The sequence below is a fragment of the Haloferax sp. AS1 genome (assembly GCF_014530665.1).
Lineage (GTDB): Archaea > Halobacteriota > Halobacteria > Halobacteriales > Haloferacaceae > Haloferax > Haloferax volcanii.
Genome location: NZ_SPSA01000001.1, coordinates 634313 through 656031 on the forward strand (window position 1 = coordinate 634313; position 21719 = coordinate 656031).

19 protein-coding genes are annotated in these 21719 nt (G+C 65.5%); 11 read left to right on the top strand and 8 right to left on the bottom strand.

Annotation, left to right across the window (positions count from 1 at the left end; genetic code table 11):
* Nucleotides 1–38 precede the first annotated feature (38 nt).
* The 4 genes from E4P24_RS03470 (at nt 39) to E4P24_RS03485 (ending at nt 3097) form a co-directional block, all read left to right on the top strand.
* Entirely contained in the window at nt 39–923 is an 885-nt protein-coding gene (locus E4P24_RS03470) for a DUF955 domain-containing protein (RefSeq protein ID WP_081606153.1), read from the top strand.
* Nucleotides 924–1543: 620 nt separating this feature from the next.
* On the top strand, nt 1544–1795 hold the full coding sequence (locus E4P24_RS18965; RefSeq protein ID WP_223173879.1) for an SWIM zinc finger family protein: 252 nt from the start codon (nt 1544–1546) through the stop codon (nt 1793–1795).
* A gap of 48 nt (nt 1796–1843) precedes the next feature.
* Nucleotides 1844–2068, top strand: a complete 225-nt coding sequence (locus E4P24_RS03480) for a hypothetical protein (RefSeq protein ID WP_006600654.1) — start codon at nt 1844–1846, stop codon at nt 2066–2068.
* Between the two features lie 99 nt (nt 2069–2167).
* Entirely contained in the window at nt 2168–3097 is a 930-nt protein-coding gene (locus E4P24_RS03485; RefSeq protein WP_049896132.1) for a transcription initiation factor IIB family protein, read from the top strand.
* 31 nt (nt 3098–3128) lie between these two features.
* Here the strand turns inward: E4P24_RS03485 and E4P24_RS03490 are convergent, their stop codons facing one another.
* The 4 genes from E4P24_RS03490 to E4P24_RS03505 all read right to left on the bottom strand — a co-directional run bounded on the left by E4P24_RS03490 (nt 3129) and on the right by E4P24_RS03505 (nt 8210).
* Nucleotides 3129–3437 (bottom strand): DUF3006 domain-containing protein, encoded by a 309-nt coding sequence (locus E4P24_RS03490; protein ID WP_115891367.1) that lies wholly within the window; start codon nt 3435–3437, stop codon nt 3129–3131.
* Nucleotides 3434–4876 carry a lamin tail domain-containing protein gene (locus E4P24_RS03495; protein ID WP_006600651.1) on the bottom strand — a complete coding sequence of 481 codons (1443 nt, stop codon included), beginning with the start codon at nt 4874–4876 and terminating at the stop codon, nt 3434–3436. The genes E4P24_RS03490 and E4P24_RS03495 overlap by 4 nt, the downstream gene beginning before the upstream one ends.
* 741 nt (nt 4877–5617) lie before the next feature.
* Entirely contained in the window at nt 5618–7201 is a 1584-nt protein-coding gene (locus E4P24_RS03500; RefSeq protein ID WP_345776362.1) for a histidine kinase N-terminal 7TM domain-containing protein, read from the bottom strand.
* 115 nt (nt 7202–7316) lie between these two features.
* Nucleotides 7317–8210 carry a UbiA family prenyltransferase gene (locus E4P24_RS03505; protein WP_004065117.1) on the bottom strand — a complete coding sequence of 298 codons (894 nt, stop codon included), beginning with the start codon at nt 8208–8210 and terminating at the stop codon, nt 7317–7319.
* A gap of 126 nt (nt 8211–8336) precedes the next feature.
* On the opposite strand from E4P24_RS03505, the gene E4P24_RS03510 reads away from it, so the two are divergent.
* Together E4P24_RS03510 and E4P24_RS03515 are read left to right on the top strand one after the other, a co-directional pair.
* The gene (locus E4P24_RS03510; RefSeq protein ID WP_013035499.1) at nt 8337–8765 is read left to right on the top strand and encodes a MoaD/ThiS family protein; all 429 of its coding nucleotides are present in this window, start codon (nt 8337–8339) and stop codon (nt 8763–8765) included.
* 97 nt (nt 8766–8862) lie between these two features.
* Entirely contained in the window at nt 8863–9375 is a 513-nt protein-coding gene (locus tag E4P24_RS03515) for a zinc ribbon domain-containing protein (protein WP_188148120.1), read from the top strand.
* A 35-nt stretch (nt 9376–9410) separates the two neighbouring features.
* On the opposite strand, the gene E4P24_RS03520 is transcribed toward E4P24_RS03515, so the two are convergent.
* Together E4P24_RS03520 and E4P24_RS03525 are read right to left on the bottom strand one after the other, a co-directional pair.
* Nucleotides 9411–9836 carry an EamA family transporter gene (locus E4P24_RS03520; RefSeq protein ID WP_188148121.1) on the bottom strand — a complete coding sequence of 142 codons (426 nt, stop codon included), beginning with the start codon at nt 9834–9836 and terminating at the stop codon, nt 9411–9413.
* Between the two features lie 108 nt (nt 9837–9944).
* Entirely contained in the window at nt 9945–10454 is a 510-nt protein-coding gene (locus E4P24_RS03525) for a hypothetical protein (RefSeq protein WP_004065111.1), read from the bottom strand.
* A 168-nt stretch (nt 10455–10622) separates the two neighbouring features.
* Between E4P24_RS03525 and E4P24_RS03530 the strand changes: the two genes are divergently transcribed.
* The 5 genes from E4P24_RS03530 to E4P24_RS03550 all read left to right on the top strand — a co-directional run bounded on the left by E4P24_RS03530 (nt 10623) and on the right by E4P24_RS03550 (nt 17583).
* Nucleotides 10623–13325 carry an ABC transporter ATP-binding protein gene (locus E4P24_RS03530; RefSeq protein WP_008605714.1) on the top strand — a complete coding sequence of 901 codons (2703 nt, stop codon included), beginning with the start codon at nt 10623–10625 and terminating at the stop codon, nt 13323–13325.
* A 148-nt stretch (nt 13326–13473) separates the two neighbouring features.
* Complete coding sequence (locus E4P24_RS03535; RefSeq protein ID WP_004065108.1) at nt 13474–15204, top strand: ABC transporter substrate-binding protein; 1731 nt, start codon at nt 13474–13476, stop codon at nt 15202–15204.
* Between the two features lie 25 nt (nt 15205–15229).
* Nucleotides 15230–16249 (top strand): ABC transporter permease, encoded by a 1020-nt coding sequence (locus E4P24_RS03540; protein WP_004065106.1) that lies wholly within the window; start codon nt 15230–15232, stop codon nt 16247–16249.
* A complete protein-coding gene (locus E4P24_RS03545; protein WP_004065104.1) occupies nt 16246–17181 on the top strand; it encodes an ABC transporter permease in 936 nt (311 codons plus the stop codon). The genes E4P24_RS03540 and E4P24_RS03545 overlap by 4 nt, the downstream gene beginning before the upstream one ends.
* Before the next feature lie 6 nt (nt 17182–17187).
* On the top strand, nt 17188–17583 hold the full coding sequence (locus E4P24_RS03550) for a hypothetical protein (protein WP_004065102.1): 396 nt from the start codon (nt 17188–17190) through the stop codon (nt 17581–17583).
* Nucleotides 17584–17606: 23 nt separating this feature from the next.
* Here the strand turns inward: E4P24_RS03550 and E4P24_RS19245 are convergent, their stop codons facing one another.
* Nucleotides 17607–20183, bottom strand: coding sequence for a PAS domain S-box protein (locus E4P24_RS19245; protein WP_115891364.1), 2577 nt, complete (start codon nt 20181–20183; stop codon nt 17607–17609).
* Nucleotides 20180–21634, bottom strand: a complete 1455-nt coding sequence (locus tag E4P24_RS03560; RefSeq protein WP_188148122.1) for an ATPase domain-containing protein — start codon at nt 21632–21634, stop codon at nt 20180–20182. Before E4P24_RS03560 ends, E4P24_RS19245 begins: the two co-directional genes overlap by 4 nt.
* Nucleotides 21635–21719: the final 85 nt, after the last annotated feature.

The window sequence follows — 21719 nt, forward strand, 5'->3', positions numbered from 1 at the left end:
CAGCGACGTTCAGCGACGCACCCACCCGTACCGACGAGATGCACGACGCGCTCGACGACTGGATTGCCGACCTTCTCGCCGAGACGACCACCGCACACGCAAGCGACGCGTTCCAGCGGTGGCTCGACGTCCAGAGCCAGTTTCACGATTACTCCGCGCGGAACGCTCTCCTGATCTCGCTGCAATGTCCGGATGCGACGCACGTCGCGGGCTACCGAACGTGGCAAACGGAGTTCGACAGACAGGTTTCGGAAGGTGAGTCGGCGATTTGGATCTGGGCTCCAATCACAGCCAAAGTCTGTCCGGCCTGTGGCAAACCAAAGTCCAGCCACAACGACGACTGTGAGAGTGACGGTGTCCCGTACACCGACTGGTCGAGTCAACTAAGGTCGTTCAAGCCGGTCCCCGTGTTCGACGTGTCACAGACGACGGGCGAGTCGCTTCCGTCGTTGGAGACTGCCACGTACGGTGACGCGAGCGGACTCGTTCCCATACTCTGTGCCGCGGCGGAGTCGCTCGGGGTGGACGTGTCACTCGTGTCTCCGAGTGAGTGGGTCCACGGTGCGGCGCGCGGTGTGTGTGAATTCCCGCAGGGACACCGACCAAGCGTCGCAGTCAGACAGCGACCGAACGAGGCGGATATGGCGACGACGCTCGTCCACGAGGTCGCTCATGGGCTGTTGCACGCAGACCGGACGATCCTCCCAGAGCGGTCGCTGCGCGAAGTCGAAGCGGAAGCAGTCGCGTATCTCGTCGGTCGGCAGTTCGGGTTGGATGTGTGTAATTCAGCGTTCTACCTCGCTGCGTGGGCGGGCGAGGACGCCGATTCGGTTCTCGAACGGCTCAATCGGATTCGGTCGGTGACGGTGTCGATACTCGGGGCGATTGATGATGCAGTTGGGGGGAACCAACGAGTACGGTAGTATGGAGACACGGGTAACTCCCGAAGAACCGCACAGGTTCCAGTTGCACTCTACTCGAAGCGTACGACGACAAGCGCGGTCGTGAACGCGTTGCGCTCCGCGAAGAAGCGCCGTCGACGTACGATGCGGGGTTCTACGAGACGGCGCTGATTCGGGCGGCGACGAGTGTATTGGCCCCGTGTGGTTGGACCCAGGCGCGAATCGAACGAGCGCTCGCGGAGACAACCGAGACGTCGCTTGGCCGGTGGGCGTGAGCGACCGCCGAGACGTTTTATCGCCCCCACACAGGGTGCGGGGGCTCATCACGAGCGTTCGCCGTTCTAATGACAACGCAACGACCACCCAGCAGACAGTCAGCAGCGTCAACGACTCACCGCGGCCACAACCTCGTCCGTGTGACCGAGTGGCTGCCAGGAAGCAAGCCAACTGACTACGATATCGAACTCTCCGATGGCGACGGCTATCGAACGCGGTTTTGGCGCTGTCGGAACTGCGGTCACGAGCGAAACCGGCGCGACGAGTTCCGCGAACCGTGTCGTTCGATACCCGGCCGCCCGCTCGTGAGCGACGGGGGCTACGCAGTCGAAGACTCACGGACGTGGAAAGCACTCACCGAAGCGATGACTATTCGGTTCGGGACCGTCGGCCCGCGCTACGACGTCGAGTCATCGAGCGGGAACACCTACGAGGTCGATATCGCAGCGGGGACGTGTAGCTGTCCGGACCACCAGAAACGCGGTGTCGAGTGCAAGCACCTGAGACGGGTGTTATTCGAACTCCGGACGCGTATCCTGCCTCAGCCGGACGGGCGCTTCGCGCGGTGTGCGGCGGAGTCGCGACGAGAGACGAGTGCGTTCGGGCCCTCGCGGTGAGTTTTATCACCCCCTGAGGGGTGCGGGGGAACTTCCCTCGTACTTCCAATGGCACCGAATCATACCGAACACGACAGCGGCATCGCCGAGCGAACACCGACCGGACACGAGATTCTCGTCGTCACCGAGTGGGACGACGACGGAGCACCGTCACTCGAAACACTCACGCAGTTCGACCAGGGTCGGCGGCGCATCTGGCGCTGTGTCCAGTGCGGAGACGAACGGAACGAGCCGTCCGGGTTTGAGCAGGGCTGTCCGAACCAGCCGGTGTAGGTCGCAGTCGACGCGACGACACCCGACGCGCTAGCAGCCAATTTTATTTACCCTGAGGGGTGCGGGGTGGCGAATCAGGCCACTTCACGACCGACACTCATGTCTCTGAGAGAAATCTACGACCGAACCTTCGACGAATCGTGCGGGAAATCCATCGACGCCAGCGAGTGTCCCGAATGTGACGGACGGCTGAGGACGGATGGCGGTGAAACAGCTTGCGAGGGGTGTGGACTCATCGTCGACCAGTACTATTTCGACCACACGCACGGACCGCGCGTGTTCGAAGAGGACCCACATTCAGTTCCACGGACGGGTGGGAAACTCACCCCGACGCGGCACGACAGAGGCGTTTCAGCGGAAATCGGCTACAACCGTGATGCGAACGGACGGACGGTGTCAGGAAAGAAGCGACGCCAACTCCACCGGCTTCGGCGCGAGCATCGGCGGGCACGCTTCGAGTCGAAAGCGGAGCGGAATCTCTCGACGGCGCTCGGTGAGATTAGCCGGATGGGGAGCGCACTCGACCTCTCGTGGAGTCTTATCGAAGAGGCGAGTCAGCTCTACCGACGTGCTCAGGACGCAGACCTCATCCGAGGGCGGTCTGTCGAGATGATTGCCGCGGGGAGCCTTTATGCGACGTGCCGTCGTCGTGGTCTGCCGCGCCCACGTGATGAAATCGCGAGTGTCGCGCGCTGTTCGTGTGACCAGGTCCAGACGGGCTACCGGGCGCTCAACAGCGAGTTAGGAATCGATGCGCAGGTCGTCACCGCTCGAACGTACGTTACTCGGCTCGGGTCGGACAGCGGACTCTCCTCGCAGGTGCAATCGCGGGCGTACGAACTCGCGACAACTGCCGACGAGGATGGGATTACGAACGGGCGGAATCCGGCTGGCGTCGCCGCGGCGTGTCTCTATCTCGCGGGAACGGAACACGATGTCGCCCCGACACAAACCGAACTCGCCGCACTCGCGGACGTGTCGGTCCCAACGCTCAGAGCACGCTATGTCGAACTCACCGAACTGGCGTGAGAAACGGCGGCGACAGTCGTCTGCTGTTGGCTCAGTTGTCTTCGTCGTCTTCGTCGTCTTCGTCGGCAGCGGCCGGCGGACGTCGCGAGAGTCGGTCGAAGCGTGACTGGGCCGCATTCGTCCGTGCGTCGGTCTCGTCGGGTTCGTACCGGCCACCGTCGTATTCGCCCTCGGCGACGGAAATCGTCAAGACCGCGTTTTGGCTTCTCGCTCGCCATGGTAACTCGTCGCGGTCGACGACGAGTTGGTCGAGATCCCGACCGTCGGCTTCGACGAGCAACACCGCGCGGTCGTCCTCGAACCGGTCGACTGTCGCCGTGTATGTCCCGTCTGGAATCATGCGTAGGCCTCTTTGAGTACGAGCGCGCCGGTATTATCCGTCACGGTGATGGTATCGCCACCGTTGTTCCAGATAGCCGACCCGAAGCCCCAGTAGTAGTCTGTTGACGTATCCGTGCCAGTTCCGGTGTGGAGGGTGACCGTTGCACTTGCGTCGAGTGTCGTCCCCGATGGGAAGGTGTAGGTCCGGCCTGCGGCATCGGACACTGACCAGCCGGAGACATCGAGAATGTCAGTCCCCGTGTTCTCGAAGACGATGTACTCGTCGTTCAGGTTGTCCGTGTCGACCCCCGCAGCATCGGCGTGGACGTCAGCGACTGCGAGCGACGAAGCGGGTGTCTCGGTCTCAGTCCCACCGTCGGTTGCGACTGGCGTGAGCGTCGCGACCGTTCCGTTGGTCGTGATGGTCGTCCGGGCGGTCACCTCACCAGTCGTCCCCGGTCCAATTGGCATTCCCTCGCGGAGGTGTGTTGGCTCGATCGGTGCATCCCGTTGGGTACGCACGGTGACGCGCTGGCCATCGCTTTCGAAGACAATCGTGCCGTGGGTTGCCGTCCAGTACGTTGGAACGGACTGCGCTGCCAGCCGGGACAGCGTCTCTTCGTTCGGATGGCCGTATTGGGAGTCATACGCGCTCGAGACGACGGCGACGTTCGGCTGGGCCGCTGCCAAGAACGGGGCCGTCGTACTTCCACCCGAGCCGTGGTGGCCCGTTTTGAGTACCGTCGAGTGCAACTTCGAGCCGTACGTGTCGACGAGATACTCTTCGGCTTCGTGTTCGGCATCGCCGGTAAACAGGAACCGACTCGTCCCGAACTGGGTCATGAGGACGATACTGTTCTCGTTGCGGTCTTCGTTTGCCAGGTAGCCCTCGGGCGGCGACAGGACTTGGGAGGTCACATCACCCATCTGAATCTCGTCGCCGGCCTGTGTCCGGTACAGCGGCACGTCGTGTTGTTCGACGGCGTCGAGATACGCCTCGTACGTCTGCGACGTGGAGGTGATTCCGGGGTCGTACACCGCACCGATACCGTCTGCCTGTGTTTCGAAGTAGTCGATAACAGCTGCGTTCCCACCGATATGGTCCGCATCGGAATGTGAGGTCACGAGATAGTCGATGCGGTCGATACCGTGCGATTGGAGGTACGAAAGCACGTGTTCACCGTCATCTCGGAAATCACCGGTGTCGATGAGCATCGTCTCTCCGTTGGGGGCGACGAGGAGCGTACTGACGGACTGGCCGACGTTGATGAAATGGACTTCGAGTGTCCCGTTGACCGACGCGACAGTTTGGGGAGTCTGTGTCGTCGCAATCGGCGTCGACGTGGGTGTTGCTGCCGGCGACGCGGTTGCCCCCGTCTCGACGGGGCCACCGGCACCAGAACAGCCGGCGATGAAGACGAGAAGGACGACCGCAACCGTCTGAACCTGGGGAGCCATATGACGACATCGCCGGCAGGCGGTTTATCTTTTAGTCGTCGGCAAGGGGGATCTCCGCTCGGTTGTGTGTATCCGGGCCGTAGTTGATGACCGCGCTCTCGTCAGGCATCGCTGCATCTTAATCCCGAACCACTCACTGTTGAGGTCGGCGAGTGCCTGTGGACTCCCAGTCAGTCAGAGTTGGGACCGTCATCGATTGGGTATGTTTGGGGAGTATTGTTCGTATATCTTGACAACTATCTGTAGACATGGCATAGCGTCTTCAATTATGCTATTGTTAGGATCTATTTCGATAAGCTACGCTGGTACGATCACGAGAGATCTTTTAGAGACGTGAAATTGATCGCTATCACTGGTGAATGACCGTACTGTAATTTTATAACAGCCGACAGGTGTGTCGGCTGTATTCGGTCGACGATTACGTATGAGACGAACGAAATCAAGAGTTGCGATAGATCGTGTTGGAATATACGCTCGTATTGGTGATATTCCTGAGATTCACCGACTGTCACGGTATCGGCCGACGTACCGAGACCGAGATGTTTGGACTGAATTTTGTGAGGAATACGAGTACGGACGTGGCTCTGGTCGACGGTACAACGAGGCCGTTGATCGAGCCGGATCACATTGGCTCGAACATATGGGTGATTTGCAGCGTCATCACGCTCTTGCGACACCAACACACGTTGAGCGTTGGTGTCGAAGCCTTCTAGATGATAAATCACCTGCAACTGCGTACAATTACTCGATTCGAATCACGAGTTCGTCGTCCTCCCAGCCCGCCGTCACGGAGACGACCGGCGTCGACGACCCGTTGTGTTGGACGCCGTTTTCGACGAGCTCGCGGACGATTGGTTCGAGCGTGGGCGCACAGACCACGTCGCGGTCGGGGAGTTCGACGAGTCGGACGTTCGCACAGGCGAAGTCGGTGCGGACGGCGTCCGCGGCGGCGCGTATCTGGACGGCCGCGGGGTGCAGTTGCACGTCGCCGTTCCCGTCGCTGCCGCGGGTCACACCGAGCTTTCGCGCTTTCTGGCTGATGTTGACGAGCGTTTTCGCGTGGTCTTGGAGCGTCTTCGCGTGGTCCCGCGCGTCGTCGAACTCGCCGCCGTCGATGTCGTCCAAGACGAGGTTGGCGTAGCCTTCGAGGAGGTTCGCTTCGGTCCGAAGATTGTGGCGGAGGACGCGGTTCATCACTTCGAGCTGTTGGAGGTTCAGTCGGCGGTCGGTCACGTCGCGGAAGACGAGCGCGTGGCCGATGTCGCGGCCGTGGTGGTCGCAGAAGGCGCTCGTCCGGAGTTCGAAGTACCGCTGGCTCGACCCGAGTCTGACCGTGACTTGGTCCGTGTCCCGCTGGTCGGGCGAGAACTCATCGATAACGTCGCCGACGGGGCGGCCTTTGAGCTCGTCCGCGGTGTCGTTCAGAACCCGCGCGGCCGCCCGGTTCACGTCGGTGACGCGCCACTTGGTGTCGGTGACGACCACCGCGTCGGCCATCGTCTCGACGACGCGCTCGCGGGCGACCCAGCGGGGGACCGGTCGGGATTCGAGGAGCTCGTAGCGGCTGATAGCGACGGTGCAGGCGAGCCCCGCAAACGTGAACGCCGCGGGCGTCATGTCGATTGCCGCGCCGTACAGTTCGAGGAGCGTCGTGGCGAAGTTCCCGAGCACGGGCATCAGCGTCCCGAGGACGAGCGTGATCGCCTGTAACCGGTAGATGTCCGGCATATCGAGCGCCGTTCGGAGGATGACGACCGCGCCAGCGAGCCACAGCAGATAGCTGTATCCCAGTACGACCCAGTACAGCGGCCCCCACTCCATCTGGAGGATGGTGATGGCCCGGCCGACCGCGGGAACGACGGTGACCGACGTCCACATCAGGTGGTGGAGGGAGTTGGTCCAGACGGCGACGAGGCCGATTACCGGGAGCACCGAGAGGACGCAAAGCGACGGCCGAGCGGTGAATCGGTCCCGGCCGGCGTAGGAGAACGCGAAGAAGAACCAGGCGATGGGTGCCACGAGCACGCCGACCCACTGGAGGTCAGCGAGCGTGAGCTTGAGTGTCACGTCCGCGACGATGAGTTCGAGGAGGTAGCCCGACGACCACCACCCGCTGGCGAGGGCGAGCACGCCCAGCCCGATAGCCCCGGGCATCGACCGCCGTTGCCACGCGAACAGGGCGACGTAGCCGCTTACGACGCCGGACGTGACCATCAGCCCGATGATGATGACCACGAGGGAAACCGGCTGGGTGAGTAGCTGGGGACCGACCGCTCCTCCGAACACCAACTGTTCGACGGCCCTCCACTCGATGTTCGGAGTCACTACCACGGTAATTATACACCATATGTCAAAAGAGTATTCAAGAACCGGGTCCGACTGTCCCGGCCCGGGGTCCGACTCCGCGCCGGTCTCGGGTGTCCCGTCTCCGACCGACGCGTTACGCGAGCGTACCGCCGGTTCCGACGGCCGCGGCGACGACCGCGACGCCGACGGCCATCAGCACACCCTCCGCGTCGCGGAGCGTACAGAGCCGCTCGACCGACCGGTCCGTCTCGGTGAGCGCGTACGTAATCCACGTCGAGTAGGCGACGGCGGGCAAGAGCGCGAACGGGGCCCACGCGGGGACCACACCGGCTCGCGCCGCGACCCACACGAGTCCGACCGAGACCAGTTCCAGCGCGTAGAGGCTCAGTTGCGTCCGGCGGACGCCGATGACCGTCGGCAGGGTCTCGACGCCGTTCTGCGCGTCGCCCGCCACGTCTCGGACGTTGTGGACCTCGACCGAGATGGCCGAACGGAGGAAGAACCAGACCGCCGCGACGGCCGCGCCCGCGGCGTACTCGGGCGCGGTCGCGGCGACCGCGAGCGGGGCGAAGCCGACGAGGACCGCCCACGCGAGCGACACCGACGCCGTGTTGACGAGGAAGATATCCTTGAGCCGGTCGACGGACGGAAGCGGGACGACCGGGGCGCTGTAAAACACCGCGACGACGCCCGGAAACAGCGTCAGCCCGAGTCCGTAGACGCCGCCGTGCCGGACGGCGAGCCAGAGCGCGCCGACGACTGCGAGCGCCGAGAAGCCGGCGTACAGCCGCGGGTGGGCGGCGACGAACGCGGTCCGCTCCGCGTAGTTCTCTTCGTCGGCGTCGAGGTCCGCTAGTTTGTCGAAGTTGTAGATGCCGACGGTGATGAGAAAGCCGACGGCGAGGGCGACGTTCGGCCCGATGCCGGCGAGCGCGGACGCGACGAACACCTCGGCGATGGTGGACGCACCGAGGAACACTGAGCTGTGCACGACCGCACCGTACAGGCGAGTTGGAACGATTCGCATTGCGCCTTTGAATCGTCCCGCCGACGAATTAGATGTGCGGCAGGCAACAGTTCACCCCGGTTGTTCGTTTCGCGGTCGAACGTGTTCGGGGCCTCGCTCATTCTCTCCCGGCGCGTATGAGGACGCATGAAGATACCGACAGCCGAGCGGGCGGAGACGGCGGCGACAGGAGAGACGGCGGCGACAGCCGAGCGAGTGGAGACGACCGTCGAGGTCAAACTGACCGGCCACGTCAGGTCGGCCGCGGGCACCCACCGGACGGAGTTCACCTTCGAGGGCGAGACGCTCCGGGCGTTCCTTGAGGCGTTCTTCGCGGCGTACGACGTGCGCGACCTGGTCATCGCCGAGCGCGAGGCGGACGCGACGACGCGGGGGTGGGCGCGGGTGGACCGGCCGCCGGGGACGTGGCGGAAGAACCCCGAAGGCGAGCAGACGCAACCCTACGCCCGCGTGCTCGTCAACGGCGTGTTCAACGAGAACCTCGACGGCTTCGACACGCGACTCGAAGACGGCGACCGCGTCGCGCTGATGAAGCCGTTTCTGTACTGTGTGTGAGCGGTGGTCCGCGTGAGGGGGCCTTCGGACGTGGCCGCGGGTCGTCCTGACGCCCGACCGCCACAGGACTAACGTCCGCTGCCGACAGAGGGGAGATATGGCATCGACCCCCGCGGACGACTCGACTCGCGAACGCGGCCCGGGCGAGGCGTTCTGCCGCGACTGCGGCGCGGTCATCGACGCGCGCGCCGAAATCTGCCCCGAGTGCGGGGTCCGGCAGCGCGACCCGCCGAAGTCGTCGGTCGACTCGGCGCTCGACGACCTGTTCGAGGGCGGTAATCCCTTCATCGCGGCGGTGCTGTCTGCGGTTTTCCCCGGCCTCGGACAGCTGTACAACCGCGAACTCGAACGCGGCCTCGTCTTCGCGGTCGGCTTCATCGTCGCCACCGCCTCGGTGATGGTCCTCATCGGCTTCCTCCTCGCGCCCGCGGTGTGGCTCTACGCGGTGTACGACGCCTACACCCGGGCCGAACTCCGGGCCGAGGAGTTACAGCGGGAGTCGGGGCGGGACCGCGAGACGGAGGTTTCGGTGAGCGAGGCGGCGGGCGACGAGGCGGCGGATCACGAGGAGAGTGACGACGAGGAGACCGACGACGACCGCGAGGAGTAGACGCGGGACCGCAGGGCCACGGGCCGAGGCGCGACTCAACGGGTGACCAAGACGATACCGAGAACGGCGAACGCGATACCCGTGAGTTTCGTTACGGTGAGGTTCTCTCCGAGAACGACGACGCCGATGGCGGCCGCGACGACGAAGTACATGGCACCGAGCGTCGAGACGACGGTCGTCGAGCCGTGGGTGAAGCCGATGTACATCGAAATGAGGCCGACGCCGGTACACAGCCCGGCCACCCCGGCGAGCAGTCCCCCTCTCGCGGTGACGACGAGCGACGCGTCCGACACGACGATGAAGCCGAACGCGAGCAGCGCCGCGACGAGATACGAGATGGCGGCGGCGGTCCGCGGGTCCATGGACTCGGAGGCGGCGTTGCCCACGACGATCCAAATCCCCCACGTCACCATCGTAATCAACCCGAACAGGACAGCCGAGTCCACCTCTGCGAGTTCCATCGGATAGCGCCTCGCGTCGCTATCCGAAAGAAACCGGACCTCCAGTATAAGCGGTGTCTATGCGGGGGCGGCTAACCGCGTTCGGAACTCGGTTCAGCGAGCGGGCGACTACGCGAACTCGTCCGAGAGGTCGGCGTCCCAGTCCGGCGGGAGCAGCGGGTCGGGGTCCTCGTGGACGAACTCGACGCCCTTGTCGGGGTCGAGCGGGTGGACTTTCGTCCGCATCGTTTCGCCGCCGTCGAGGAGCGAGAACATGCGTTCGGACTCCGCGAGCCGGTAGTACAGGGGGAGACAGACCGCGACTTCGTCGTCGGTGGCGCGGACGACGAGCGCGAGGTAGACGAGGCCGCCGGAGACCGCGCGGAACGCCTCGTACTCGTCGAACGTCGCGCCCTCGACGGCGGCTTCCAGGTCGGGGTAGACGTCGTCGCCGACGACCACGTCGAGCCCGACGTGTTCGACCACTTCGTCGCCCGCGGCGGGGACCGGAACCACGTCCCCCGGGAGGGCGACGACGACGGTCCAGTCTCGCTCCCGATAGTCGTCGGCGAGCGACTCGCACTCTGCGACTACCGTCTCCCACGTGCCCGACTCGTCCGAGAGCGGATGTTCTTCCATGCGGCATGGTGTCGGAGTCCGCTACCTAAACTTTGGCTTCTCTCGCCGCTGTCGCTCGCGTTCGCGCGTCACGCGGGCGATTGCGGGATGGTGAGTGTTGTCAACAGCCGCGCATCAACTGGCAAAAATTGAAAAGGTATTTCACTCCATGCAGGTCATTCCCATTCAATGAGGAATCTACTCTCTCTTTCGGACCTCCGAACTCAGTTCTCGACCGGCCGCGGTCAGGTCAAGGCCGTCGACGGCCTCGACCTCACGGTCGGCGAGGGCGAGACGGTCGGACTGGTCGGTGAGTCCGGGTCCGGAAAGAGCGTGACGGCACTTTCGGCGATGGGCCTCGTCGACGACCCCGGCGAAATCGTCTCGGGGTCGGTCGAACTCGAAAGCGGCCGGCTCGCCGAGGAGTTCCGTGAGGAGTACAACAACCCCGCCTTCGTCGACGGCGACGTGGTCAATCTCGTCGACGCCCCCGAGGAGGCGCTGCGGGCCGTCCGCGGGCGCGAGCTCGGCATGATTTTCCAGGACCCGATGACCTCGCTGAACCCCTCGCTGACGGTGGGCGAGCAGGTCGCAGAGAGCCTCCGACTCCACCAGTACGGCGGGCGTCGCAAGGACTCGTGGTTCAACGCGGTCCGCGAACTGCTCCCCCGCATCAGCCGCGACATCGACGACGAAATCGTCGAGCGGACCATCGAGGTGCTCGAATCGGTCGGCATCCCCGAACCCGGCGCGCGGGTCGACGAGTTCCCCCACGAGTTCTCCGGGGGGATGCGCCAGCGCGTCCTCATCGCCATCGCGCTCGCCTGCCAGCCGCGCGTGCTCGTCGCCGACGAGCCGACCACCGCGCTCGACGTGACCATTCAGGCGCAGATTCTCGACCTCATCGACGACCTCCAGGAGGACCTCGGCATGTCGGTGCTCATGATTACCCACGACCTCGGCGTCGTCGCGGAGACGTGCGACCGGGTCGCGGTCATGTACGCCGGCGAAATCGTCGAGGAGGGGCCGGTCGAGGAAATCTTCCACAACCCCTCGCACCCCTACACGTACACGCTTCTCGAATCGCTCCCGAGCGAGGACAAAGAGCGCCTGACGCCCATCGAGGGCAACGTGCCGGACCTCATCGATATGCCCGAAGGATGTCACTTCGCGCCCCGATGTCCGTGGGCCCAGCCGGAGTGCACCTCCGGTGAGATACCCTACAAGCAACACGGCGACGACGAGGTAGACCACCGCTCGAAGTGCGTCCTCGACGACTTCGACACCAGCGAGTACGGCGGCGACGCCATCGAGGCCTCGACGGGCACCGAGCCCTCCGACACGCCGCTGCTCGAAGTCGACGGCATGCAGAAGTACTACGAACAGGCCGACGGCATCCTCGACCGATTCCTCGGGGCGGACGACCGGAGCGTGAAGGCGGTCGACGGCGTCGATTTCACGGTGTACGAGGGCGAGACGCTCGGGTTGGTCGGGGAGTCCGGTTGCGGGAAGTCAACCGCCGGGCGGAGCCTCCTGCATCTGACGCCGCCGACCGGCGGTCGCGTCGTCTTCTCGGGGACGGACCTCTCGGGGCTCGACAGCGACGAACTCCGCGCGATGCGCCGCGACATGCAGATGATTTTCCAGGACCCGATGTCGTCGCTCGACCCCCGGATGACGGTCGGCCAGACCATCCGCGAGCCGCTCGACGTCCACGACCTCCCCGAGTCGGACCCGAACGTGCGCGGCGAGGCCGACGTGACCGTGACGGGCATCGACGCCGAGCGCGTCTCGGTCACCGCGAGCGACGAAATCGACGCCATCGTCGGCTCCTCGAACGGCGTCGCCACCGCCGCCGTGACCGTCACCGTCGCGGACGGCGAGGTCGACGTGGCCGTCGAAGAGCGCCTCCGGACCGAGGTCGAAGTCGAGCGCGAGGGTGATGTCGTCTCGGGCGTCACCGTCCGCGTCACGCCGGGCGACTCCACCAGCGAGCGCCGGCGTCGTCGGGTCCACCAACTCCTCGACGCGGTCGGCCTCGAAACCGGCCAGTACGACCGCTACCCGCACGAACTCTCCGGCGGCCAGCGCCAGCGCGTCGGCATCGCCCGCGCGCTCGCGGTCGACCCGGACTTCATCGTCGCCGACGAACCCGTCTCCGCGCTCGACGTGTCCGTGCAGGCGCAGATTCTCAACCTGCTCGAAGACCTCCAGGAGCGCTTCGGGCTGACGTATCTGTTCATCGCGCACGACCTCTCCGTCGTCCGGCACATCTCCGACCGCGTGGCCGTGATGTACCTCGGTGAAATCGTCGAGGTTGCGGCGACCGACGAGCTGTTCGACGACCCGAGACACCCCTACACGCAGGCGTTGCTGTCGGCGATTCCGGAGCCCGACCCGGCCGCCGAGACCGACGACCGCATCATCCTCGAAGGCGACGTGCCGAGTCCCATCAATCCGCCGTCGGGCTGTCACTTCCGGACGCGGTGTCCGCAGGTCATCCCCCCGGCCGACCTCGACATCGAGCAGGCGGCCTACCGCGAGGTGATGGACCTCCGCCAGCGCGTCGAGCGCGAGGCGCTGGACGTCGAGACCGCCCGCGACGCCGCACTCGATGCGGGCGACCCGAGCGCCGAAGCAGCGGTGAGCGCCGACGGCGGCACCGCCGACGCCGACGCCGTCGTGGACGAACTCCGCGAGTCGCACTTGTCGCACTCGCTGTCGCCGGAACTCCGGGGCGTCGTCGACCGCGCGCTCGAACGCGTCGTCGCCGACGACTGGGACGAAGCGGGCGAAATCCTCCGCGAGCGATTCGAGAGCGTCTGCGAGCGCGACGCGCCCGAACTGGGTGAACAGACGCACCCCGCGGCGTGTCACCTCGTCGACGAATAGACGACGAGCAGGCCCCGATACGGGGTCTCGTCAGCTGTCAGACGTTTTTTGATTGGCTCGTATTTTTACCGGAACAGGTCGGTGGTGTCATTCGTTCCCGTGGACGATTCTTCGTTATTTTTATAGGGGCACATCAATAGGTACACGTATGTCACAAGATGGCAATAACGTCTCGCGGCGTCGGTTCCTGACGGCCGCGGGAACCGCTGCGGCGACGGCCGCGCTGGCGGGTTGTTCCGGCGGCGGCGGCGAGGAAACCACCACCGAATCCGGTGAGGGGACCACCGAGGGAGAGACGGACCAGACCGAACAGACCGAACAGACCGAAGACGACGGTTCGAACTCGGTCCTGCGCTACGGTCGCGGCAGTCACTCGCCGACGCTCGACTTCCAAAACAGTACGAGCGGCGAGGTCGCCAAGGTGACCGAACAGCTCTACGACACGCTCATCAACTTCGAGCCGGGGCAGTCCACGCTGACCCAGGGGCTCGCCACCGAGTACTCCCTGGAGGGCGAGACGGCCTCCATCACGCTCCGCGAGGGCGTGATGTTCCACAACGGCGAGGAGTTCACGGCCGAGGACTTCGTGGCGACCTATCGCCGCTTCGTCGACAGCGACTACGAGTACTACGCCGGCGACGACTACGTCTCCGCCTACGGGCCGTTCACCCTCGGCTCGTGGATCGACGAGATTCAGGTCGACGGCGACTACTCGATGACGATTCAGCTGACCCAGTCGTACGCGCCGTTCCTGCGTAATCTGGCGATGTTCGCGGCGTCGGTGCACTCCCTCGCCGCCATCGAGGAGTACGGGACGGAACTCAGTTCGAACCCCGTCGGGACGGGGCCGTTCCAGCTGAGTAACCTCGACGACGCGAACGAAATCATCCGCCTCGAAGCCAACTCCGAGTACTGGGGCGACGGGCCGAACGTGGACGAGGTCGTCTTCGTCACCATCGGCCAGAACTCGACGCGCGCGCAGTCGCTCGCGTCGGGCGAACTCGACATCATCGACGGGCTCGGTGCGCAGTCGTCCGTCCAGGTCGAAAACGCCAGCAACGCGAACCTCGTCCGCACCGAGGGTATCAACATCGGCTACATGGCGTTCAACATGGCGAGCCGCGAGGAGTTCCGCGACCGCCGCGTCCGGCAGGCCGTCAGTCACGCCATCAACACCGAAGCCATCGTCAACGAGATTTACTCGGGCTTCGCGACGCAGGCGAGCCAGCCGCTCCCGCCGAACGTCCTCGGCCACAACGACGACATCGACCCGTACCCGTACGACCCCGAGGAGGCCCAGCGCCTCCTCGAAGAGGCCGGCTACGGTGACGGCTTCTCGTTCGAACTGGCGACGTTCCAGAACCCCCGCGGCTACAACCCGTCGCCGATTCAGACCGCCGAGACCGTCGCGTCCAACCTCGGCGAAATCGGCATCGAAGTCGACATCAACCAGCAGTCGTTCGGTCCGTTCCTCGAATACACCGCTCAGGGCCGCCACGACGCGTGTTTCCTCGGCTGGTACACCGACAACGCCGACCCGGACAACTTCATGTACGTCCTCCTGCACCCGCAGGTAGAGGAGGGCGAACTCACGGAGGGACAGGACTGGGTCAGCTTCGACGCCGAAGGCTACAACACCAGTAACCGCTCGGCGTGGGCGAACCGCGAGTACATGGACCTCGTCGAACAGGGTCAGAGCACCTACGACGAGGCCGAGCGCGAGTCGCTGTACAACGAGGCGAACCAGATTGCACACGACGAGGCCCCGTGGGTCTACCTCGACTACGCGGACGAGCTTCGCGGCGTCTCCAGCCGCGTCAGCGGGTTCCAGGTCGCCGCCATCAGCGGTCCGTACCTCAATCTGGTCAGCCTGAACTGAGGAACTGACCGCGCCTTCGACTTTCATGATTTCCACACGATTCGTACTCAAGCGGCTGCTGTTGCTCGTCCCGGTGTTGGTGGGAGTGGCGTCGCTCGTCTTCTCCATCCTGCATCTCTCGCCGGGCGACCCGGCGCTCACCATCGCGGGCGAACGCGCCAGCGAGGAGTTCGTCCGGCAGGTCGAAGAGAGCCTCGGCCTGAACGACCCCATCTGGGTGCAGTACGGGCGCTTCCTCGCCGACGCCGCGCAGTTCCAGTTCGGCGAGTCCTTCATCATCCAGCGGAACACCCCGGTCCGCGAAGTGCTCGGCAACAAGCTGCCGGTCACGCTCGAACTCGCTCTCTACGGGCAGCTCATCGGCATCTCGCTGGGCATCCCGCTGGGCATCCTGAGCGCCGTCAAGCAGGACAGCATCACGGACCACCTGACTCGCATCGGTGCGCTCGCCGGTATCAGCGTGCCCATCTTCTGGAGCGGCCCGCTTCTCATCTTGCTGTTCGCACAGGTGCTCGGATGGCTCCCGACGAGCGGCCGCATCTCGGTGCTGTACAACGTCGAGGCCATCCGAGTGACGGGCCTCGTCACGGTCGACACGTTCCTCGCGGGCAACTGGGATATGTTCGTCTCCGCGGTCCGCCACATGATTCTCCCGGCGTCGGTCATCGGCGTCTACTCGATGGCGCTCATCTCCCGGATGATGCGCTCGTCGATGCTGGAGGTCATCCGGCAGGACTACATGCGGACCGCCCGCGCGAAGGGCCAAGGCGCGAAGATTACGGTCCTGAAGCACGGCTTCCGCAACGCGATGATTCCCGTCATCACGGTCATCGGCATCCAGTTCGGTGGCCTGCTCGGCGGCGCAGTACTCACGGAGACGGTGTTCGCTATCGGCGGCATCGGGACGCTCCTGGTCGAGGCCATCAAGGTCGGTGACTACCCCATCGTACAGGGGACGGTCCTGACCTTCGCGTTCCTGTTCACGCTGGTCAACCTCGGCGTCGACATCACCTACTCCATCCTTGACCCGCGGATCGAACAATGAGCACGGAAACCACGACCACGAACGAGACGGCGACCGACGTCGACCAGCGCGGGCTCGTCGACCGCCTCACGGCGTCGCCGTTCGTCTCCCGACTGCTGTCGAACCGCCTCGCGCTCGCCGGTATCGCCATCATCGTCGCGATGGTGGTCATCGCGCTGTACGCGCGGCTGTTCTTGGACCTCGAAGTCATCACGCAGTCGCAGCTCGGGACGAACCCGAACCGCGCCCCGCCGAGTCTCGACTACCCGTTCGGCACCGACGGACAGGCCCGCAGCCTCCTGCCGCGGGTGGCGTACGGCGCGTGGTACGCGATGCTGTTCGGCACCGTCACGGTCGCCGCCTCGACCGTCCTCGGCGTCGGGCTCGGCATCGTCGCGGCCTACTACGGCGACGTGACCGACAACGTCATCATGCGGACGATGGACGTGCTGCTCGCGTTCCCGTCGCTGCTGTTGGCGCTGGCGCTCGTCGCCATCTTCCCCGACGACCTCGGTCTGTGGCGAGCGGTCGCCGCGCTGACGCTCGTCTACACGCCGCGGTTCGCCCGCGTCGTCCGCGGGGCCGCGCTGACCGTGCTCGAAAACGAGTACATCGACGCGACGGTCGCGCTCGGCGCGGCCGACCCGCGCGTGCTGGTTCGGCACGTCCTGCCGAACTGCCTCGCGCCCATCACGGTCCAGAGCACGCTCAACTTCGGGCTGGCTATCATCGACCTCGCGGCGCTGTCGTTCCTCGGCTTCGGTGCCGCGGCGGGCACGCCCTCGTGGGGGCTCATGCTCTCGAACGGCGTGAGTCAGGGCCTGCTCACCGGCGTCTGGTGGTGGTCGTTCTTCCCCGGGTTCTTCCTCGCGCTCACGGTGCTGGGGTTCAACCTCCTCGGCGACGGCATGCGCGACGCGCTGGACCCGCGGATGCGCGAAGCGGTCGACTAACCGACCGTGTCCGCGCCACCGGACCCGACGGACGCGGCGTCGCCCCCCGTGCTCGAACGGGCGGCGACTCGCCTCCGACTCGTCGGCACGGCGGCCCTCGCGGGCGCGCTCGTCGCCGCCGTCTGGCTGGTCGCTCGGCTGGTCGTCGGTGACTTCTCGGCGAGCGTCGAGACGACGTTCGCGGTCGGCTCGCTCGCGTTCGGGTTCGGGCTCCTCGGCTGGTCCGGGGCGGTCGCGCTCGGTCGCGGCATTGAGTCGATGCAGGCGCACCTCGACACCGGAACGGGCTGGACGGAAGCGGACGCTCGCCGGGCGATGGCCCGTGTTCTCGGGTTCGGACTCGGCGTGATGCTCGGGGCGACGGCGGTCGGTTCGGTCGCCTCTGTTTTCGTCGCCGCCTGAGCCGGCCGAACGCAGACTCGGACTCAGGCTTTCGGCAGGCGAAGCTCGATAATCGTCCCGCTCGGTTCGTTGTCTCTGATTTCCATCGTGCCGTTGCTGTTCGTCACCGTCCAGCGGACGAACCAGAGACCGAGCCCGTTCGTGTGCCGAAGCGGCGACTCCCGCCCGGACATGAGCGATTCGCGTTCGAGCGCGGGGAGCCCCGGCCCGTTGTCCGCGATTCGAACCGTCACTTGCTCCGCACCGTCGGCCTCGGCGACAGAGAGTTCGATTTCGACGTCGTCACCGCCGTAGGCGACGGCGTTGTCGACGAGTTCGTTCACCGCGAGTTCGAACGTCGCGTGCGCCAACGCTCGCACGTTCTCCGGCGCGTCGACGGTGATGGTCGCCCCGGGGTAGCTGAGCTGAGCGCCTTCGACCACGCTGCGGACGCGGTCGGCAACGTTCTGCGGTTGCACCCGCTCGGTCACGTCGGGGTCGAGCGCGGAGCTGAACTTTCGTGCCGTCTCGGCGATTGAGAGGAGTTCGTCCGCCGCCCGCTCGATGGCCGCCGCCGACTCGCGCACGTCGGCGTCGTCGGCGGCTTCGAGCAGCATCGCCGCGTGCGCCTGCGCGATGTTCATCTTGTTCCGGAGGTTGTGTCTGATGACGCGGTCGAGGACCGAAAGCCGCCGCTCGCGCTCCCGGAGTTCGGTCACGTCGCGGCCGACGCAGACGATTCCGTCGAACTCGCCGCCCGACGACTTCGCCGCGATGGTCGTCTGGAACTGTCGCTCAGCGCCGCCTCGGTCGACGACGACCGTCTCGATGGTCTCCTCGGCGCTATCCCCCGAGAGAAGCGACGCGATAGCCTCTAAGAGCGCCTGGGCGTGTCGCTCGCCGAACACCGCCGAGACGTGTTCGCCCGTGAGTTCGCCGGGGTCACAGTCCAGCAGGTCGGCGGTCGCGCTGTTCGCGAGGACGAACCGGAGATTGTCGTCGAGCGTGTAAATCGGGTCGGCCGTCGTCTCGACGATGCGCTCGTACCGCTCTAACTCCTCGGAGCGGGCCTTTCGCTCGGTGATGTCTTGGACGGTCCCGCGGTAGACGGCGGCGTCGGTCTCCCGCGCCGCGACGCCGCGGACGTTCGCCCAGCGCGTCTCGCCGTCCATCGTCTCCAGTCGGCACTCGACTGACTGCTCTTCGCCGGTCGCAACGAGCCGTCCGAACGCCGCTCGGGCCTCGTGTTCGTCCTCGGGATGGTAGAACGCGAACGCCTCTTCGAGGTCGAAGGTCTCCCGCGGATCGACGCCGACGAGTTCCGCGAGTCCGCTCGTGAACAGGACCTCCCCGGTCCGTGTGTTGAACTCCCACGCGCCGACCGAGGCGATTTTCTGACTCTGGTCGAACAGGTCGAGCAGTCGTTCGCGGTCGCGCTGCTGTCGCTTCACTTCGGTCACGTCCTCGATGACGGCAATCACACCGACGCACTCCCCGCCGCTTCCAGTCAGGGGCGCGGCGTTGACGACGACCCACCGGCGGTCGCCGCCGACTTCGATGCCGTGTTCGAAGCCCTTGACGGTCTCACCGGCCTCTCTCGCCCGTTCGAAGGGGAGCCCACCGCGGTCGAGTGGCTCTCCGCGCTCGTCGACGAGTTCCCACTCGGGGGCGTCGTACGGCTGTCCGAGCACGACTGACCGGCCCAGACCGAGAATCTCTTGGGCCGACTCGTTGGCGCGCATGATTATCTCGTCTTCGTCGAGGACCACGATACCGACCGGACTCGTCTCGAAGAGCTGTTTGAGCGTTTGCGTCTCGTTGACGAGTTGGTTCCTGAGCGCGTGGCGGACGGTCGCGTCGGTCTGGAACCCGACGAAGTGGGTGAGCTCCCCGTCGTCGTAGACCGGCGATATCTTCAGGTCGTTCCAGAACGGCGTTCCGTCCTTCCGGTAGTTCGTGAGGCCGACGGCGGCGCTCTCGCCAGCGTCGACCGCCTCGTGGAGCGTCTCGACCGCCTCGGGGTCGGTGTCGTCCCCTTGGAGGAATCGACAGTTCCGGCCGATGACCTCCGAGCGGTCGTAGCCGGTCATCTCCTCGAAGGCGTCGTTGACGTACGTGAGCGGTTGGTCGTCGTCGGCTTCGGTGATGGTGATGCCGACCGTCGCGCTGTCCATCGCCCGGCGGTACAGCGCGAGTTGGAGCGACTGCCGTCGGGTCTGGAGGAGCGACTCGACCCGCGACCGGATGACTGCGCTCGGTGCGGGGACCGCGAGCACGTCGTCCGGCACGTCGTCGAGTCGCCGTGCGGCGACGCGCTGTTCGTCTTGCGTGACCGTCAACAGCACCGGCACGAAGCGGTCGCCGGCGTCGGCTTTGCGTTCGTCGAGCGCGTCGGCAACCGCCGAGTACGTCGCCATATCGACGATACAGAGGTCGAACTCCGGAAGTTGGGATTCGTCCTCGTGGCCGCGTTCCCAGACGACGACTTCGTACGCGTCGAGGAGGCCCGCCAGTAGCTCGCGGTCCCGAGCGCCGCGAACCGCGAGGAGTATCCGTTCCTCGTCGGACGCGTCACGCGCGGAGCGCGCTCCGTTCCGGGACGCGTCTTCGCTCACGGTCACTCGGCCTCGTTCCACGTCGGCGTCCCCGTGAGGATGCCACGTAGCTCGTCGAGCGGTTCGCCGACGGTGATGCCGTCCCTCCCGATTTCGAACGACCGGAGCGTCGGCTCGAAGCCGCCGAACCGCTTTTTGAGGACGCCGACGGCCTTGCGAATCTCGCCGCGCACCTCGATGTAGCGGATGAACAGGATGTTGTCCGCGAGGTAGCTCACGTGGTTGTCCGAGGCGTGGAACGCGCCGGTGACCTGCTGTACCTCCTCGGTCAGCACGACGGTGACGCCCATGTTCTTGAGGTACCGCGCCAGCGCGTGGAGTTCGCGGCGGATGTCGCTCCGCTCGTCGGTAAGGCTGAGTTGGTAGCCCGCGGTACCGTCTATCAGCACGAATTTGGTGTCGTTGGCTTCGACCTCGGCGCGCACCCGCTGGGCGAACTCGTCGGTCGAAAGCGAGAGCGGTTCGACGGCGTCGACCCGGAGGTTCCCGGAGTCGACGAGGTCGTCTATCGGGATGCCGACGGACTCGGAGCGGTGTCGGAAGCTCCGTTTGCTCTCCTCGAACAGATAGACCGCGGCGCGCTCGCCGCGTTCGGCGGTCGCCCGCGCGAACGCGGCTCCGGTGGTGGACTTACCGACGCCGCTCGGGCCGCTGACGAGCGTGATGCTCCCCCGCTCGATGCCGCCGCCGAGCAGGGCGTCGAGGTCGTCGATGCCCGACGAGAGCGGCTCGATAGTGAACTCGCGGTGGTGCGAGCCGGGGACGAGTCGCGGGAAGACGCGCATCCCGTGACCGCCGTCGATTCGCACGGCGTGCGGCCCCGTCTGCGAGTCCGAGCCGCGGAATTTCTCGATGCGGACCGACCGCCCCCAGTCGGACCGAGACAGCGATATCGACCCGTCGCAGAGGTACGCGAGCGTCTCGTCGGTGCCGCCGCTCGACGGCTGGCTCGTGAACAGCGTCGTCGCACCCGACCGCTTGAGATAGCTCAGGAGCGACGAGACGAGTCGGCGGAACTGGTATTCGTCCGACGAGAGCCGACCGAGTTGGCTCAGCGGGTCGATGACGACTCTGTCGGGGTCGTGTTCTTCGATTGCGTCTCGCAGTTCGGTCGCCGTCGACTTCCCTTCCACCTCGCTCGGCGACAGCATGGTGTAGGCCTCGTCGTCGAGGAACGCATCGGGCGACGGGCTCAGGTCGAGAATCGGGAGCTCGGAGAGGTCGAATCCGAGCGTTCCGGCGTTCGCCCGGAGTTCGGCGTTCGACTCCTCGAAGGAGATGAACAGCACGTCCTCGTCGTTTTCGCGCCCGGCGGTCAAGAAGTGGTAGCCGGCGATGGTCTTTCCCGTCCCGGATTCTCCGCGGACCATGTACGTTCGGTTCGGCACTAGCCCGCCGTCTAGTACCGCGTCGAGTCCGGAGATTCCCGTGGAGAGTCGCGGGGGGAGATTCGTCATACCGTACACATCTGTCCGGCGCACCAAGAAACTACCACCGCCTCGAACTGCCGCGTCTCGGAGCGCCACGTCTCGGAACGCCGCA

Coding starts and splice junctions, on each gene's coding strand:
- E4P24_RS03470 (WP_081606153.1), top strand. CDS start 39: ATGCACGACGCGCTCGACGACTGGATTGCCGACCTTCTCGCCGAGACG.
- E4P24_RS18965 (WP_223173879.1), top strand. CDS start 1,544: ATGACTATTCGGTTCGGGACCGTCGGCCCGCGCTACGACGTCGAGTCA.
- E4P24_RS03480 (WP_006600654.1), top strand. CDS start 1,844: ATGGCACCGAATCATACCGAACACGACAGCGGCATCGCCGAGCGAACA.
- E4P24_RS03485 (WP_049896132.1), top strand. CDS start 2,168: ATGTCTCTGAGAGAAATCTACGACCGAACCTTCGACGAATCGTGCGGG.
- E4P24_RS03490 (WP_115891367.1), bottom strand. CDS start 3,437: ATGATTCCAGACGGGACATACACGGCGACAGTCGACCGGTTCGAGGAC.
- E4P24_RS03495 (WP_006600651.1), bottom strand. CDS start 4,876: ATGGCTCCCCAGGTTCAGACGGTTGCGGTCGTCCTTCTCGTCTTCATC.
- E4P24_RS03505 (WP_004065117.1), bottom strand. CDS start 8,210: ATGCGAATCGTTCCAACTCGCCTGTACGGTGCGGTCGTGCACAGCTCA.
- E4P24_RS03510 (WP_013035499.1), top strand. CDS start 8,337: ATGAAGATACCGACAGCCGAGCGGGCGGAGACGGCGGCGACAGGAGAG.
- E4P24_RS03515 (WP_188148120.1), top strand. CDS start 8,863: ATGGCATCGACCCCCGCGGACGACTCGACTCGCGAACGCGGCCCGGGC.
- E4P24_RS03520 (WP_188148121.1), bottom strand. CDS start 9,836: ATGGAACTCGCAGAGGTGGACTCGGCTGTCCTGTTCGGGTTGATTACG.
- E4P24_RS03525 (WP_004065111.1), bottom strand. CDS start 10,454: ATGGAAGAACATCCGCTCTCGGACGAGTCGGGCACGTGGGAGACGGTA.
- E4P24_RS03530 (WP_008605714.1), top strand. CDS start 10,623: ATGAGGAATCTACTCTCTCTTTCGGACCTCCGAACTCAGTTCTCGACC.
- E4P24_RS03535 (WP_004065108.1), top strand. CDS start 13,474: ATGTCACAAGATGGCAATAACGTCTCGCGGCGTCGGTTCCTGACGGCC.
- E4P24_RS03540 (WP_004065106.1), top strand. CDS start 15,230: ATGATTTCCACACGATTCGTACTCAAGCGGCTGCTGTTGCTCGTCCCG.
- E4P24_RS03545 (WP_004065104.1), top strand. CDS start 16,246: ATGAGCACGGAAACCACGACCACGAACGAGACGGCGACCGACGTCGAC.
- E4P24_RS03560 (WP_188148122.1), bottom strand. CDS start 21,634: ATGACGAATCTCCCCCCGCGACTCTCCACGGGAATCTCCGGACTCGAC.